The sequence below is a fragment of the Lacticaseibacillus mingshuiensis genome, from assembly GCF_016861785.1.
Taxonomy (GTDB): Bacteria; Bacillota; Bacilli; order Lactobacillales; family Lactobacillaceae; genus Lacticaseibacillus; species Lacticaseibacillus mingshuiensis.
Window position 1 is genome coordinate 125912 of record NZ_BOLS01000005.1, and the last position, 16138, is coordinate 142049.

Annotated in this window: 9 protein-coding genes; all 9 read left to right on the forward strand. The window is 54.0% G+C overall.

The window, feature by feature from the left end; genetic code table 11:
* The first annotated feature begins 81 nt into the window (after positions 1–81).
* The 9 genes from walK (at position 82) to JUE67_RS04655 (ending at position 16117) form a co-directional block, all read left to right on the forward strand.
* Complete coding sequence (gene walK / locus JUE67_RS04615; protein WP_125696317.1) at positions 82–1986, forward strand: cell wall metabolism sensor histidine kinase WalK; 1905 nt, start codon at positions 82–84, stop codon at positions 1984–1986.
* Positions 1976–3331, forward strand: a complete 1356-nt coding sequence (locus JUE67_RS04620; RefSeq protein WP_203636990.1) for a YycH family regulatory protein — start codon at positions 1976–1978, stop codon at positions 3329–3331. The genes walK and JUE67_RS04620 overlap by 11 nt, the downstream gene beginning before the upstream one ends.
* Before the next feature lie 11 nt (positions 3332–3342).
* Positions 3343–4149: a two-component system regulatory protein YycI gene (locus JUE67_RS04625; protein ID WP_203628397.1), complete on the forward strand. Its 807-nt coding sequence runs from the start codon at positions 3343–3345 to the stop codon at positions 4147–4149.
* A gap of 188 nt (positions 4150–4337) precedes the next feature.
* Positions 4338–5153, forward strand: a complete 816-nt coding sequence (locus JUE67_RS04630; RefSeq protein ID WP_203628396.1) for an MBL fold metallo-hydrolase — start codon at positions 4338–4340, stop codon at positions 5151–5153.
* 87 nt (positions 5154–5240) lie between these two features.
* A complete protein-coding gene (locus JUE67_RS04635) occupies positions 5241–5381 on the forward strand; it encodes a hypothetical protein (RefSeq protein ID WP_203628395.1) in 141 nt (46 codons plus the stop codon).
* A gap of 387 nt (positions 5382–5768) precedes the next feature.
* Entirely contained in the window at positions 5769–7223 is a 1455-nt protein-coding gene (locus JUE67_RS04640) for a S1C family serine protease (protein WP_125696313.1), read from the forward strand.
* A gap of 673 nt (positions 7224–7896) precedes the next feature.
* Positions 7897–8301 (forward strand): iron-sulfur cluster biosynthesis family protein, encoded by a 405-nt coding sequence (locus JUE67_RS04645; protein WP_203628392.1) that lies wholly within the window; start codon positions 7897–7899, stop codon positions 8299–8301.
* Between the two features lie 639 nt (positions 8302–8940).
* Positions 8941–14784 (forward strand): S8 family serine peptidase, encoded by a 5844-nt coding sequence (locus JUE67_RS04650; RefSeq protein WP_203628391.1) that lies wholly within the window; start codon positions 8941–8943, stop codon positions 14782–14784.
* Positions 14771–16117, forward strand: coding sequence for a leucine-rich repeat domain-containing protein (locus tag JUE67_RS04655; protein WP_203628390.1), 1347 nt, complete (start codon positions 14771–14773; stop codon positions 16115–16117). Before JUE67_RS04650 ends, JUE67_RS04655 begins: the two co-directional genes overlap by 14 nt.
* Positions 16118–16138: the final 21 nt, after the last annotated feature.

Here is a 16138-nt window from a genome sequence, read left to right on the forward strand (position 1 = left end):
CTTGATCATCTCTAAGGACGGCGTTTTTCGGCCTGCCCGAATCACGCCGTTGCCACCTATCTCCATGGAGCGACGGCTGTTATGAATAAGAAGATTCGCTTTTTCCAATCGATTCATTTCAAGATCGCGCTAGTGTTTATCCTGTTACTACTGGTAACTGTGGAAATCATTGGCGCGTATTTTGTGCGCTCACTTGAAAGCCAGAACATCGAGACATTCAAGACGGCGGTCAATATCGATCCGTACATTCAAGATAAACTCGCCACGGATCTGCTGCGCAAGGATACCGGCGACGCCAACAAGGACATGAAGACCACCATCAGCCAGGCGGAGATCGCCAATTCCGCCGAGATTCAGGTCGTTGATGCCAAGGGGACTGTGCGCGCGAATTCCAATATCAATGCGCAAAGCGCCATCGGGCAAAAAAGCGCGGCGAGCAATGTGAAATCCGTGCTCTATAACGGCCAGATCTTTGAAGGCTTCGAGTATGAAAATGGCAGCGGCGCCAGTTACACCAAGATCATTCCGGTGAAAAATCCCAACGCGACCGGCGACACCAACACCGTTGTCGGCGCCATCGCCATCACCGCGAGCATGGAATCCGTGTATGGCAATATCAACAAGATCGTCCGTATTTTCCTCATCGCATCGCTGGTCGCCGGCCTCTTGGGCATCGCGATCTCCATTGTGATCTCCCGGGCCATCACCCGGCCGATCGACGAGATGAAAAAGCAGGCGATTCGAATGGCGCGCGGGGATTATTCTGGGCAAGTCCGTATTTACGGCCAAGATGAGTTGGGCCAGCTGGCGGTCGCGGTCAATAACCTCTCTGTCCGTGTCGAAGAGGCCCAGGAAGCCAGTGAGGCGGAGCGCCGGCGGCTGGATTCGGTGCTCGCCCACATGACCGATGGGGTGATCGCCACCGATCGCCGAGGCAACGTCATTATCATCAATCAGACAGCGCTGGATTTTCTCGAGACAAAAAATGAAGACGTGATCGGCGTGTCGATCTTGCGCCTGCTCAACATCGAAAAGGACTACACGCTGCGCGACTTGCTGGAAAATCAAAAGGAGCTGTTGCTGGACTTCACGGAGCAGCTCAACCGCGAGCTGATCTTGCGCGTGGACTTTAGCCTGATTCAGCGGGAGACCGGATTCATCTCCGGTCTGGTCGCTGTTTTGCATGACGTCACCGAGCAACAAAAAAGCGATCGTGAACGGCGGGAATTCGTGTCGAATGTCTCACACGAATTGCGGACGCCGCTTACGTCTATGCGCAGCTACATCGAGGCGCTGAACGAAGGGGCCTGGCAGGATCCGAAGATTGCGCCGCAATTTCTCAAGGTGACGCAGGAAGAGACCGATCGGATGATCCGGATGATCAATGACCTGCTCAGTTTGTCGCGGCTTGATTCGGGCACTAGCAAGATCGAGCTTGAGACCATCAACCTCAACGAATTTTTCAACTACATCCTCGATCGCTTCGACATGATGCTCAAGACGCAAAATGAGCATGCGTCCAGCGACAACAACCAGCACATCGAAGTTGCGACCACGAAAAAGACGTACACGATTCGCCGCGAGATCACCAAGCGCGATCTGTGGGTCGAGATCGACCAGGACAAGTTCATGCAGGTGATCGACAACATCATGAATAACGCGATCAAATACAGTCCGGACGGCGGCGTGATCACCGCGCGGCTGCTTGAGACGCACAACCATGTGATTCTCTCGATCTCCGACCAAGGCCTGGGCATTCCGCGCCAGGATCTCGGCAAAGTCTTCGACCGCTTCTATCGCGTGGACAAGGCCCGCTCCCGCAAACAAGGCGGCACCGGGTTGGGTCTTGCGATCTCCAAGGAAGTTGTGGAGGCGCTGAACGGCCGCATCTGGGTCGATTCCGAAGAAGGCAAGGGCTCCACATTCTACATCTCGCTGCCGTATCAGCCGATCGAAGACGAAGGAGGCGATTGGGATGAAGCTTAGTGGCTGGATCTTACGCGTCAGCCTCATCGCGATGATCGCGCTGAGTCTTGTTTTCACCTGGTTGATCTGGCAGAATCCGTCGCGCCTGGGCCGCGAAGAAACAACCGCGGTCGTGCAGACGAAAAAAGATCCCAACATCGCCAAACTCAAGTCCACCGTCATGGCGCCGACTGCGGTCTATTACCAGCAGAACGCGCAAAAGTGGCAGCTGTTTGAGGCGGACAATGATGCTGCGCAAACGGTCCGCCTCTCGATGGCTAAGTGGCGTCTCGGCACGGTCGGCACCGCGGTTCGGCTCAGTGCGGATGACTTCACGAAGCTCTTGGCCAGCCAGGACACCGTGCAACTACATTACAGCGGGATGATCACGTATCGCACCTTCAACAGTGGCTTTTTCAATAAAAAAGCGACCGCGACCAACGGCGATTTCCAGTTTGATCGGATCCTGTTTGATTTTGCCCACCCGGACAGGCTGGCCTTTATCAACGACGAGACGCGCCAGGTGCGCTATGGCAATTTGTCCAACGCGAACACCGCGGCGCTGCGCCAGACGGTGGATGACACGTTGCCGAATGCCTTCGCGATCAGTGAGATGCGCCTCGGCACGCGGCAGGTGGCGGTGTACCGGGACCAGATTCAGGTCCAGCCGTATGCCTATCTGCTCGATCAGCAAAGCGCCAACCATTACGTGGCGCTTCTGATGCCGGCGCAACAAGCCAGCGCGATCGACTCGCGGGAGATCGGAGCGGAGACGGTCTACACGGTCGGCACGAATTATCGCCTGACCCTCACGACGTCCAGCGGCTTGATGGAATTTGAAAATGCCGCGTCCGCCAATCGCAAAAAAGATCTCCAGACCGCCTTGACCAAGGCCTACAGCGGACTGGGGAGCCTCAATCTGTTGGGCCTCAATGCGGTGCGCTATTTTTCCTGCGACCGCACCAGCCAGGAGACCACTTTCCGCGCGTTTGCCCAGGGGCTGCCGATCTTCAACGGCGAGGACAACGGCAAGGTCACAGTGGCGAGCACGAGCTCGGGCCTGCAGATCGATTTTTCCACCAATAATCTGATCGTGCCGATTCCCACCCAGCAGGCGAAAACAACGCTGCCGACCACGGCGACGGTGCTGGCCCAGCTGAAAAAAGATGGCTACGCGACCACGGGCATTCAGGATATCGTCCTCGGGTATTATTGGCACACGCAGGCGGCGGACAGCCAGGTCGTGGCGCTCACGCCGACGTATTTTGTCGAGATCAATGGCGAATACCGGCGCTACACGCAATGGCTCGCCAGCGGCATGCTCGATGATGATAGCAAAGCCAACACGGCACAACCGCTTGAATAGGAGGTGAGCACATGGATTTTCGGCGGATCGAATGGATCTTCTTGATGGTCTTCATCGGCCTGAATATCTTCCTGGGCATCAGTTTTTTCCAGTCGCAGCAAGTTGACCTTGCGACCAGCACCACGGACACCGCGGATCTGCTCGCCGACATGGGGCGCGACGGGATCAAGTTGCCGAAACTGGCGACCACCACGCCGACCGGGGGGTACCTGGCCAGCCAGCCGAACACGGCGCTCAGCCAGCGCAAGGACCAGCTGATCGGCCAGTACACCACCGTCAGCGGCACGGCCCCTGAGACGCTGCACAGCACGCTGCGCGGCGACGTCGTGATCAAGGAGAAAGACGCGGCCACCCAACTGAAGAAATGGCTCGCCAGCGGGGAAAATGCGATCGATGGCGACGAATATGTCTACGCGGAAGGCCTCTCGAGCAAGGGTACCTACATTTTTGTCCAAAAACGCGATGGAGATGAGCTGTACGATCGGCGCGCGGAGATCGTCTGCACGGTCAAAAACGAGCGGCTCATCAGCTATACGCAGACGTACATCGACAAACTGACCGTCCTGCGCAGTGATGTCGCCTTGGCTTCGGCGCAAGATGCGGTGATCACGCTGTATCGCGACAATGAGCTGGCCAACAACGCGACTGTCGCCTGGACGAAGCTTGCGTATACCTACATGCTCGACGCAAAAGGCAGCACGGTCTTTGTGCCGGCCTGGTTCGTCGGCGTCGAGACCCAAGGCGCCAAGTCGCTCACGGTGAAAAAGGTCAACGCGATCTCCAAGACGGTGATCACGACCCGGACCGAGGAACAATAGACAACAGAAGGGGGCGGCGATCTGCGAGATGGAATCGTCGCCCCTTTTGGTTGTTGCATTGGTGTGGGGCGCGCGCTGTGATGTGGGCGGCGCCGCTCCGGTGTGGGCCGGCCGCCAATTGTTTTCCCGAAGCGAACAAGGTACAATTGGGCGTGCACTATACAAAAGGAAGAAAGTAGCGATTCAAAATGAGCGAGGATTTTGGCATGCGCGTTTCGGTGCTCGCCAGCAGCAGCTCCGGCAACGCGACTTATATTGAGACACCCGAACATAAGGTGCTGGTCGACGCCGGTTTTTCCGGGCAGCGGCTGGCGGCGATGATGGCCAGCATTGGCCGCAATCTAAGCGACGTGGACAGTCTTTTCATCACCCACGAACATAGCGACCACTGCCGCGGCCTTGGCGTGCTCGCGCGGCGCTACCCGAAACTTGCGGTCTACGCCAACGCCCCGACACTTGCGGCGCTGCCGGCAAGCTTGGGAAAATTGCCAGCGGACCAACTCCATGTTTTTGACCGCGGGGCGACCTTGAGCCTGGGCGATCTGGATGTCGAGAGCTTTGGCGTCTCCCATGACTCGGCGGCGGCCCAATTTTACCAGTTTCATCACGATGACCATGCGTTTGCGATCGTCACCGATACTGGCTATGTCTCAGACACGGTGGCGGGCACGATTCGCGACGCGGACGCGTATGTGATGGAATGCAACCATGATATTGACATGTTGCGGCAGGGACCCTATCCGTGGCCGCTTCAGCAGCGTATTTTATCCGACACGGGCCATTTGTCGAATGAGGACGGGGCCGATGCGATCATGGACGTGATCGGGTTGCGCACCAAGCGCGTTTACTTGGGGCATTTGTCGCCGCACAACAACTTCAAGTCGCTGGCCCATGCGACTGTGGCGGATCTATTGATGCAGCAGGGCCTGGGCGTGGGGCACGATTTTGAGCTGTACGACACCGATCCAGAAGTGCCGGATCCGCTGTTTACCGTTGGCGCATAGACGTCGCGGGCAGCGGTTAATGATGTGTGAGGGTGGTCAGCCTGGGACGTGGGTGCGTTCTGGGCTTTTGATTAGGAGGGGAAAATCATGCGGAAAGAGGTTCTGCTTTATCCGGTCATCTTTAAGGAAAATAATGATGACGGCCATGATATTACCGTGACCAGCTCCAATATCCCGGGGATAGAAACAGCCCCAAGCGCCAGGACCAAGCGAACTGCCCACCCCTAAACGCGAGCCTCTGCACCCTTTTGTAGTCGGGCTCCGCGCGGCAGGTCTGAGGCATCTAACTGTCCCCGTCACTCGGGGCAAAGAACGCCCCAAGCGCCAGGGCCAAGTTAGCTGCTCAGACCTAAACGCCGCGCTGCGCACCCTTTTGTAGTCGGGCTCCGGTGCGCATGGTGGGGTCATCTAATTGACTCGAGCACTCGCTAGCCAAGTGCGCTATCAAGCGCTCGAGCCAAATTAGCTGCCCCACCATCCCGCGCACCTCCGCACCCTTTTTGCAAATGTCACACATTTGAAAGAAAGTGCAATCCTTCTTCATAAATTCATCACAGACACCCGTTAATATATGTCTTGTAGAAACGGAGCAGATCACCGAGGAGGGACTTCGTAATGGATAATCAAAATAACGATCAAGAAAAGAAATTCGATCCAATCACAGGCGCACCATTATCACAATCGCGTCAAGCACTCAATGCGGCGGCACCGCAGCCGAAGAAACGGCGCAGCGGGCTCAAGTCGACCGCGCTTGTCGCCGTTGTTGCCGCACTGATCGGCGGTGGCGTCGGCGGTGGGGCCGCATATTACGGCTTCACCAAGACCGCCCAAGGCCAAGACCTAGGCGTCACCTCGACCACGCAAAAGGCGGGCACAACACAGGTCTCCAATGTGTCGGTCAATGAAAGCTCGGCTTCGCAGACGGCTTTTGCGAAAGTTGAAAAAGCGGTCGTTTCCGTCGTCAACATGCAGAAGGCTCAAAGCACAAGCAGCGGCCTGGATTCATTTGGCGACATCTTCGGCAACGGCTGGGGTTCAAGCAGCGATGGCTCAGGCTCCAGTGACAGTTACGGCTCGGGCTCTTCCGATGATTCCGATAGCAACTCTTCCAGCTCCGATTCTGGATCGCTTGAGGAATACGGCGAAGGTTCCGGCGTCATTTATGAAAAGAAAGACGGCAAGGCCTACATCGTCACCAACTACCACGTGGTCGAAGGCAGCGACGCCCTTGAAGTCATCATGAGCGACGGCAGCAAAGTGACCGCCAAGCTCGTCGGCACCGATGAGGACACCGATCTTGCGGTGCTCAGCATCGATGGTAGCAAAGTCACCACAGTTGCCAGCTTTGGCGACTCCAGCAAGATCGCCGCTGGTCAGACTGTGCTCGCGATCGGCTCGCCGCTGGGTTCCCAGTACGCGACATCCGTGACCCAGGGCATTATTTCGGCCACCAGCCGGACCGTAGACACCACCGATGAGACGACCGGTCAGACGACTGGCCAAGCCACCGTCATCCAAACCGATGCCGCGATCAACTCCGGTAATTCCGGCGGTCCTCTGATCAATTTGTCGGGCCAGGTCATCGGTATCAACTCGATGAAGCTGTCTGGTACCAGCAATTCCAACGCCACGATCGAAGGGATGGGCTTTGCCATTCCGTCTAACGAAGTGGTCTCGATCATCAATCAGCTTGTCGCAAACGGCAAGGTCGTTCGCCCGGCGCTTGGCGTCACGGTCCGCGATCTGTCCAGCGTGACCTCTGACCAGCAGGAAAGCCTGCTCAAGTTGCCAAGCAGCATCACGGCTGGCGTTGTGGTCGCCGGGTTCACCGACACCTCGATCGCCAAGAAGGCTGGCCTGCAGCAATATGATGTGATCACGGCCATCGACGGCACCGCTGTTTCGTCCGTCGCGGAGCTGCACACCGCCCTGTACAAGCACAGCGTCGGCGATACCGTGAAGATCACGTATTATCACCAAAGCACCAAGAAGACGATCAGCCTCAAGCTGACTCAGACCACTGAGCAGCTGAGCACCTCGTCCACGGATAGTCAGAGCTCAAGCAACTGATCATCCCATCAATAGGCCACCAGTCTGGGGAAAATTCCCGGCTGGTGGCCTATTTTTTTGCTTTCTTGCGACCGCCTGACGGAAAATTCGGAACAGACGAATTTTATTGGCCAATACCTATTTAAGTTGGACAACCGCTGGCCAATTATGAATGTTCGAAGGCGATCTCGAAAAATTGTTCAGTTTTCAGTTGTCAAGTGTGAATTCGCCCCGGGGATAACCACAGGGCCAGCCTGTGGATAACTCTGTGGATACTGTTCATAACTCACTTTAGCGGGTGTGAATAGATTTTCCCACAACATGTGCACAACCTGTGGATAAGAAAAGTTTGAACGTCAGTGAACAAGCGTTCGGCCACGTGTATCAAGGGGTTCACCGTTTTCACAAAAGTAAATCGAACGATCAGACCGTGTGGATAAGTGTTGATTATAAAAAAATATCTTGATTTTTCCCGGCGCAAAAAGTGGTGTCAAAATATCAGCTGACCACCAGTGATAGCGTCTCGGGTTTTACACATGTGGATAAATGCTGGGGACAATCCGTGCATCGTGTGGATGAACTCAGTTATACTTAATTTAAGTAAGTTGTTGTTGACCGCGGACGCAGATCGGGTATAATAGAAATTATAAAAAGGTTGTGCGCAATCTAAAGCCCCGACGAAAGGATGATCATCATGCAAATCAATATCAAACCAGCAGCAATGGAGTACTTACAAGGTAAAGTCGCCAAGGACCAGCATTTGTTCCTTGCGCTTGATGATGGTAGCAGCAAGTTCTCGAAGCTCGGTGGCTCCTGTGCGATCGGCAACAAGTTCCAGCTGGTTCGCAGCAATCAGGCCGACAGCGATTACGATGTTGTGATCGACAACAATGCGGACCTCAACTTGACCACCGCGATGCCTGAGACGATGTACCTCGGCCACGGCCTTGCGCTGGATCACAAGCTCGGCGCGCTGGTCCTCAGCGATGACAGCGGCATGCTCGACGGCGCCGTCGCGATCGAAGACGCACCAGAAGCGCCGCAAGACGATGATGCGAAACGTAAGGAAATGGAGACCCTCGGCGGCAAGATCTGCTAAGGGGTCAGCCACCACGAATTGAATAGCACGACAAGACCAGGACAAGCTGAAAAAAGTTTGCCCTGGTTTTTTTGTGGCAAAAAATTTTGATGTTATTTTTGGGATGAACATCCGGTTTCGAACCGGCCGTAACATTAGAGATAAATTAGAAACACCACGATTTTTACACAAATGTATGAGGCGGGCAAAACCTGGTTCGTAAAATTCACATTCCCATTCGATTATTCATTTACTTCGTGTTATTTACCAACATTGCGGTTGCCAAAACAAGGCGTCAAAAAACCGCGTTAAAATGCGTCGTTTAGCAGTGTAATGGTTATGTTTCGCAAAAACTTGAACACCAGGTTAATTAATATTAATAAATATTTAATTCAGTCGTTGATTCGAGCCTTTGCTGAGGATATACTTTGCAAACATCATATAAAATTAATGTAAATCTAATTTTCTCGTTGGCTTGCACTCATTTATTGTAGACATCAAATAGCCGGCGTTTCGTTATCTGGGCAGAAACACCGACCGTGGCGGGCCGTCATCGCAGCAGTGTGGGGCAGATGACGACCGCATGGACAAAGGGTTTTTGCGGGATCAGGAATGGTCAGCGAGAATGCGGCGGTTTGCTGTTGGAGGGGGTTCGTTTTGATGAAGAAACACCGGTCATCACAATTTAATCGGCGCGCGGGGCTGATCCTGCTTTCCACCATCGTGTTGGGCACAGGCACCACCATCGCGACCGATGTTCAAGCGGTTCAGGCGGCAGTCGCCTCGACCGTGAGCTTCACGCCGGCGAAAACGGCGGAAACCACTGGGCAGACTGCCGAGGAAAAGGCGGCGGCACTTGTCCGCAGTACCGACAGCAGCACGCAAAAGACGCTGCAGTCAACTTACCTCAAGGGGGTCAAGGCCCAGCTCGAGGCAAAGGGTCTGAATACTAAAGACCTCACATTGGAAAAAGCCTCCGAGGAGACTGTTCGTGTCATCGTGATGGTCAACGGCGAATCCGCATTGGCCAAAAACGATGACCAGCGCCAAAGCACCGCGGCCGCAAACGCAGCGGAAGACAAGGTGCTGGACAAACAGGAGACCGTGCAGGATAAGGTCGAAAAACTGACAGGCAATAAAGTCGCCGAAGAATTTGGCTACTTGCTGAATGGCTTTTCCATCGATGCACAAGTCGGCCAACTGGCGGACATTGAAGCCATCAAGGGCGTTAAGTCCGTTGAAGTCGCCGATGTCACGCAGAAACAGGATGTGTTCGCGGACAGCTCAGTCCAAGGACAGGCAGCCTGGGAGAAGTACTCTCTGACCGGTCAAGGAATGGTCATCGCGATCATCGACAGTGGGATCGATCCGACCCATAAGGATCTTCGTTTGACGGATCCGTCGACCGCGAAGATCACCAAGTCCGCGGCAGAATCAAAGATCAAAGAGCTTGGCTATGGGGTCTATTCAAGCGCCAAGGTACCTTTTGCCCATAACTACGGCGAAGGGAGCGACACGCAGATCTATGATTCCTCAGAAGATATGCATGGGATGCATGTTGCGGGGATCGCAGCGGCCAATGGTGAGAATCCGGACAACACAGATTCCGTTGTGGGGGTCGCACCAGAAGCTCAACTGCTCGACATGAAGGTCTTCCCAAACACCAACACGGTCGGCCCGCTGTCTGATGTGATCATCGAGGCAATCGAAGATTCCGTCAAGCTCGATGCCGATGTCATCAACATGTCGCTTGGTTCGATCAGTACCGGTGCCTCAAGTGTTTCGGCGGAAGTTGAAGCGCTGGACCGCGCGGCTGAAGCGGGCGTCATTCCAGTTGTTGCAGCAGGTAATGACGGGAACGCCGGCTGGATGATGAATGGCGGTACTGAGAACACCACCATCAACGACTGGACGGATGACTCGACCCTCGCGTCACCGGCGATCGCTAAAAACGCGATCACCGTTGCTTCTTCTGAAAACGAGAAGCTGGATCGGTCAGCGATCACATTCACTCGTGATGGCGAAGAACTGTTCGGCGGACCGCTGAAGATGCAGATGAGTGCGTATACTGCCACACTCAAGGATCTTCAGTTCCCAACCAACAAACAGATCATTGCGCTTCCGGACAAGACAACGAAACTGACAGGTGGGGATCCAATCGCAAAAGTTGCCGATGGAGATGCCGGCCGTGGGTTCCTGACGGATTACGAAGGCGTTGCTGTGACTGGGCGCATCGTGGTTGTTTCTCGTGGCGACAACTCATTTGCCGATAAGGAGAAAAATGCGCTGAGCTCTGGGGCTGCTGGGTTGATCATCATCAACAACGCCACAGACGGTGATGCTGATTATGAGGCCAACTTGGATGATGATGGCGCAAATATCCCAACGATCTATATCACCCATGAAAACGGCGTGAAATTGCTCGCAGAGATTCGCGCCCATGCTAGCACCAAATATCAGCTCTCTCCAGTCAAATATGTGGTCGACGACAACGCGGATTATGGCACGATGTCGAGCTACAGCACCTGGGGCCCAAGTTCTGATCTGAGCGCCAAGCCTGACATCACTGCACCTGGTGGTCATCTGTGGTCGCTCGCGAACAACAACAAATATCAGGACATGAGCGGTACCTCGATGGCGTCACCTGTTGTCGCCGGGGCGGAAACGCTGATCGCGCAACATCTGAAGGCCACCACCTCATTGAGCGGGCTTGATCTGGTCAATACAGCGAAGTTGATGTCGCAAAACACGGCGACCCCACTGACCGATCCAGATCACGATAACGCACCCTATTCCCCACGTTTGCAAGGGGCAGGTAATATCCAGATCGCCAATGCGGTTGCAAACAACGTGGCACTCAGCTACGAAGATGGCACTGGGGCGGCGGCACTTGGTGAGCTGAATGGTCGCAGCAAGACCTTCAGCGTGACCTTGACGAACAATGGGAGCACGACCGCCAATTATAAATACAACGATTTTGGTGGTGTTTATACAAAGGCAATCGATGACACGAAAGTTACCTATGATACCAAGATCGCAGGCGCGACCTTGACTGCCGACCAGCAGACGATCTCGATCGCGGCCGGCAAGACGGTCACCGTCAAAGTGACATTGTCGCTACCGAGCACCTTTGAAAATGATCAGTGGGCAGAAGGCTTCATCGGCTTCACCAGTCAAGATGGTCAGCCGAACCTGTCGATGCCTGTGACCTCATTCTTTGGGGATTGGGACAATCTTCAGAGCCAGACACTTTTTGACGGCGTCGCGGGCCATGACGATTCGACCTACAACTTGAATTTCTTGCAGGACAGCTACGGCGATATCTTGGGCCTTGATTTTGACTACACGACCTATCAAAACATGGCCGCAGATGGTTCCTTTGGTGATGCACTGGATGACTATCCAGCTTATGTTAACGAAGATAAAGTGGCCATTTCGCCAAACGGGGATGAGTACCGCGATGTTGCCTCGCCGTATCTGATGACAAATCGGAACGTCAAGAAATTGACCGAGTATATCACGGACGCGAGTGGCAAGACGGTGCGGACCCTGAATACCGAAAACAACACCACACGCCATTACGTCACCAACCGCGGCGAAGAAGTGACGATCAATAATTCGATCTCCTTTAGCGCAGGGACGTTTGACGGCAACAAGTACGACACCAAGACTGGCGTGATGGCTCAACTTCCGGAAGGCCAGTACTACTACAACGTCACAGCAACGCCGGATACCAAAGATCCGCAGCCTGAAACGATCAAGATGCCGGTCAAGATCGATGTGACCAATCCAGTCTTTAAGAATGTCCAACTGGTCAAGAAGTCGGACGGTTATCATGTCACCGGGACGGTCACCGATAATCTGAGCGGGCTCAACAACTACTCAGCGATCGGCATCAGCGTCAACGGGGCCAGCGATTCGGCGGCTTACCATCTCGACGACAGCGCTTCGCTTGCGGATTATATCAACCAGGATCCAAAGGCGGATCAACTGCTGACGAGCAAGAAGTTTGACCTGACCCTGCACAGCAGTTTGAACAAGTACCTCGAAACTGGGAAAAACGAGATCATCCTCAGCATCCAGGACAACGCGGATAATCTGACGCAGAGCAAGTTTGCCCTGAGTGCAGATACCAACCAGGCCGGTAGCCAACTGATCTTGTACAACGTTTATGATGGCGAAAATGAAAGTGCCAACAGTTCCTCGTACTATGATGCGAAGACCGGCACCTATACACTGTATGGTTACTTCACCCGCGATTTTTACATCAACGGGCAGCTTGTGACCATCAATGATGACGGGACTTTCACTGCCCACATCAAGCTGGAACCAAGCACCAAGGAACTGGTCTTCTCGCTTGATAAAAAGCAGGTGCGCGTGATCAAAAAGATCGCGTTCAACTGGGCCGTATTGCCTTCTGTGACCTTGGAAAAATCCGGCGCAACGCGAACCTACTACAACGGCCAGTACATCCAGATGTACACCAACAGCGCGCCTTACTTTAAGGTCAGCGGCTCTGTCGATGACCAAGCAGGGACGACCTTTGATGGCATCGGCGGTGTGTTTGACGCTGAGATCTTCGCCAATTATCAGGCGTCGCCACAGAATTTTGAATTCAATTTGGACAAGGACACAAATAAATTCAACGCGACCTTCAAGATGGTTGGGACGGATCCTTCCACAAGTGGGCTTTCCGCTGAGGAGCTATTGAGTAGTTACGATACGGGGTACCCTGGCGATAACATCATCTCGGCCTATGCCTACAGTGGCGAGTTTGGGAGTGATGAAGAGCTTGATGGCCTTTCCGATTCGATTCTGGTCCGGCAGACTGGTACCACTGATTCGATTAAGTTCAACAACATCACCGATGCTGGGATGGTGCAATACACCGGCAAGAATGCCGCTGCCAATGGCTATGATGCGGACAAAGGCGTCTTTGTGGTCAAAGGCGTTGTGAACACCGATGCGCTGAAGGATTTTGTCATTCTTGGCCATTCAAACGATCCAGATGATCCGCTGAATAAACCGACCCTCACCACGGATGAGGCCGGCAACACGACCTTTACCTATGATCTGAAGATGGGCGCAACGGAAGATCGTTTTGTGACGTATGAATATACGAGCAAGGCGACTGGTGAGATTGCTGAAGGGAACTTCGGGGTCGCGCTGGATACGGTCTTCCCACAGCTCTACACCGATGATGGCGATACCTGGCAAGTTTCGACCAAAAAGGGTGTCGATTACGAGATCTGGACCAACAAGGACACCTATACACTGTCCGGTTGGGGCAATGACGACCTCTCAGGTTATACGCTGTACATCAACGGCGACGAAGAGTACCACGATCCGACTGATGGCGCGCTGATCGCGAAGTTCAGTGGTCATGACAAGTACAACTTCAGCAAGACTCTGCCGTTGACCGATTTTGACGGTGATCATTACTTCCAGCTTGCACTGTATGACTCTTATCAAAATATGACCGCTGCCACGTTGTTGGTTCACCATTCAACAGCCAAGCCAGCGGCACCAAAAGTTAAGGCGTCAACAACGAAGATCACGAACAAGCCAGTTTTGCTGAGCGCGACTCAGGCACAAAAGGCCCAGATCCAGTTCAGTCTCGATAACGGTAAGACTTGGAGTGATTACAGCAACGGCGTCATCAAAGGATTGAACGGGGACGTTCAGTTCAAGGCGACTGACAAGTATGGCAATGAATCCGATGTTGTGACTTATCACGTGACGAATGCCTTTCCGCTGATCGCCGCGACGCCAACCGCTTCGTTGAGTGATCTGGCGCAGGATTCGGCGACCGTGACCCTTGGCTATGACAAAACGATGACTGAAACGGCTGCGGCGATGACACATATGCAGTATAGCCTGGATGGCGGTCAGACCTGGTTGACTTACAGCGAGCCATTCAAGGTCACGGAAACCACAGATATCAAAGCGCGGACGATCGATGATGCGGGGAACGTCAGCAAGGTCAAGAACGTCCACGTGGCCTTACCGACTGCAACTCAGACCGTCACGGCACCGGCGAAGGAGACTGAAGCCCCAGCAGCGACAACGACAACCAAGACTAAGACAACGGCCTCGCCGATCGCTGAAAAGAAAACTGCGGCACCGCTCACAGTCGCACAACCGGCGGCAACCGCTGGCACAGCGAGCGCACGAACCAAGACGACGGCTTCCTTGATGCCTGCAGGAATGGATATTATGGCGATCGTGGGTCATGCAACTGGCAGCCAGACAACAGGCGCTGCGAACGTTGCGGCTGCAAAGGCTGCACGTGCTGCGCAAAAGGCTTCGACGACAAAGGCATCAAAAGCAAAAACGGCCACTGCGAAAACAGCGTCCGCGACAAAAGCCGACACCGGTTTGCTGACCGAAAAGGGTGATCAGGTCGCAGTCGCGGCGATCGGACTTGGGGCAGCAATCGTTGGCGGAGCCGCCGTCATGATGATGCGGCTGAAGAGGAAGGATGAAACGAATGAAAAGGACTAAAACCAATACCTTGCTATATAGCGCCATGGTCCTTGGGATGTTGGGGATGAGTGCTGGGAGTGCCACCGTTGTTCTAACGGCGGCAGCACCGGTGACGGTGCGCGCAGCTTCCACGGAGACTGCGGGCACGCCGCCAACGAGCGCGTATGATACCTCCAACGATGGTGGTGTCGATATCTGGAAATTTGGGGCCAATTTTGCCGAAAATGCAGATACCCCCCAAGCCACTGAGGCGGTGCCGATCAACGAGACGACCTTCCCAGACGACGCCGTGCGCCAACTGGTGCAGGAAATGGCCAAATCGATGGCCTCTGAACCGGACATTGTGTCGGATGAGGAGCTCGACGATTGGGATGGTGAGAGTCTGCTGCCATCCATGTTGAACTACCCGACCTCGCTGGATCTCTCGATTCCGTCCAATCACGCCTCGATCTCTGACCTTCATGGACTGGAAGTCTTTCCAAATCTTCAGCAACTTGGGCTAGAACACACTGGTGTGAAGGACCTTACCCCGCTGAACGACGTGCCCGCGCTTAAAGAGATCACGATGAACTTTACGCCTGCAACTGATCTTGCGACACTGACCAATCCTTCGATTCAGCGAATTGCGCTGTACGATACCTCCTCAGTGACTGGTGAGTATGAAAGCGGCGTGGACAGCATCGATTTTAGCCACTTACCTGGGCTGAAAATGGTCCAGATGGATGGCTCGACCCTTAGCAGCATCAAGTTCGCGCCAGATCAGAAGCTCCAATTCTTTTCAACCCGTGATACGCCTAATCTGACGAACGTCGATCTTGGTGACATGTCCGAGCTGTTAGAGTTTGACGTGAAGCAGTCCCCGAAATTCTTCAAGGACAATTCACTCGATCTGACAACGATGCCAAACCTGATGCGAGTGCAGGCCAATGAAGATGGTTTGACAAATGTCAATTACGGCCAGTCTGACAAGCTGCGTGAGCTTCAGATGTACTCCAACAACCTGACCAAATTGGACCTGTCTGGTTTTCCTAATTTGACCAACTTATTTGTGGATGGCAACGACCTCAAGACGCTTGATCTGTCGAACAATCCATACTTAGTCTATCTGTCCGCTTCAAGCGATAACTTGTCGAAGTTGGATCTGACTGGCCTGCATGAACTGCAGACCCTCCATGCAGGGGCTAATCAGATCTCGGATATTACGTTTGATACCCCGAAGATCTCTCAGATTCAATTGGGTAGCAACAAGCTTTCCGGAGAACTCGATCTGTCGAACTATCCGGAGCTTCGGAACTTGACGATCACGGATAATCAGTTGACCTCTTTGAAGCTGAACAATGATCCGCACTGAATGCCTTGTATGTAGACAACA

Excerpts from the sequence above, each read along its gene's own strand:
- walK (WP_125696317.1), top strand. The coding sequence starts at position 82 with ATGAATAAGAAGATTCGCTTTTTCCAATCGATTCATTTCAAGATCGCG.
- JUE67_RS04620 (WP_203636990.1), top strand. The coding sequence starts at position 1,976 with ATGAAGCTTAGTGGCTGGATCTTACGCGTCAGCCTCATCGCGATGATC.
- JUE67_RS04625 (WP_203628397.1), top strand. The coding sequence starts at position 3,343 with ATGGATTTTCGGCGGATCGAATGGATCTTCTTGATGGTCTTCATCGGC.
- JUE67_RS04630 (WP_203628396.1), top strand. The coding sequence starts at position 4,338 with ATGAGCGAGGATTTTGGCATGCGCGTTTCGGTGCTCGCCAGCAGCAGC.
- JUE67_RS04635 (WP_203628395.1), top strand. The coding sequence starts at position 5,241 with ATGCGGAAAGAGGTTCTGCTTTATCCGGTCATCTTTAAGGAAAATAAT.
- JUE67_RS04640 (WP_125696313.1), top strand. The coding sequence starts at position 5,769 with ATGGATAATCAAAATAACGATCAAGAAAAGAAATTCGATCCAATCACA.
- JUE67_RS04645 (WP_203628392.1), top strand. The coding sequence starts at position 7,897 with ATGCAAATCAATATCAAACCAGCAGCAATGGAGTACTTACAAGGTAAA.
- JUE67_RS04650 (WP_203628391.1), top strand. The coding sequence starts at position 8,941 with ATGAAGAAACACCGGTCATCACAATTTAATCGGCGCGCGGGGCTGATC.
- JUE67_RS04655 (WP_203628390.1), top strand. The coding sequence starts at position 14,771 with ATGAAAAGGACTAAAACCAATACCTTGCTATATAGCGCCATGGTCCTT.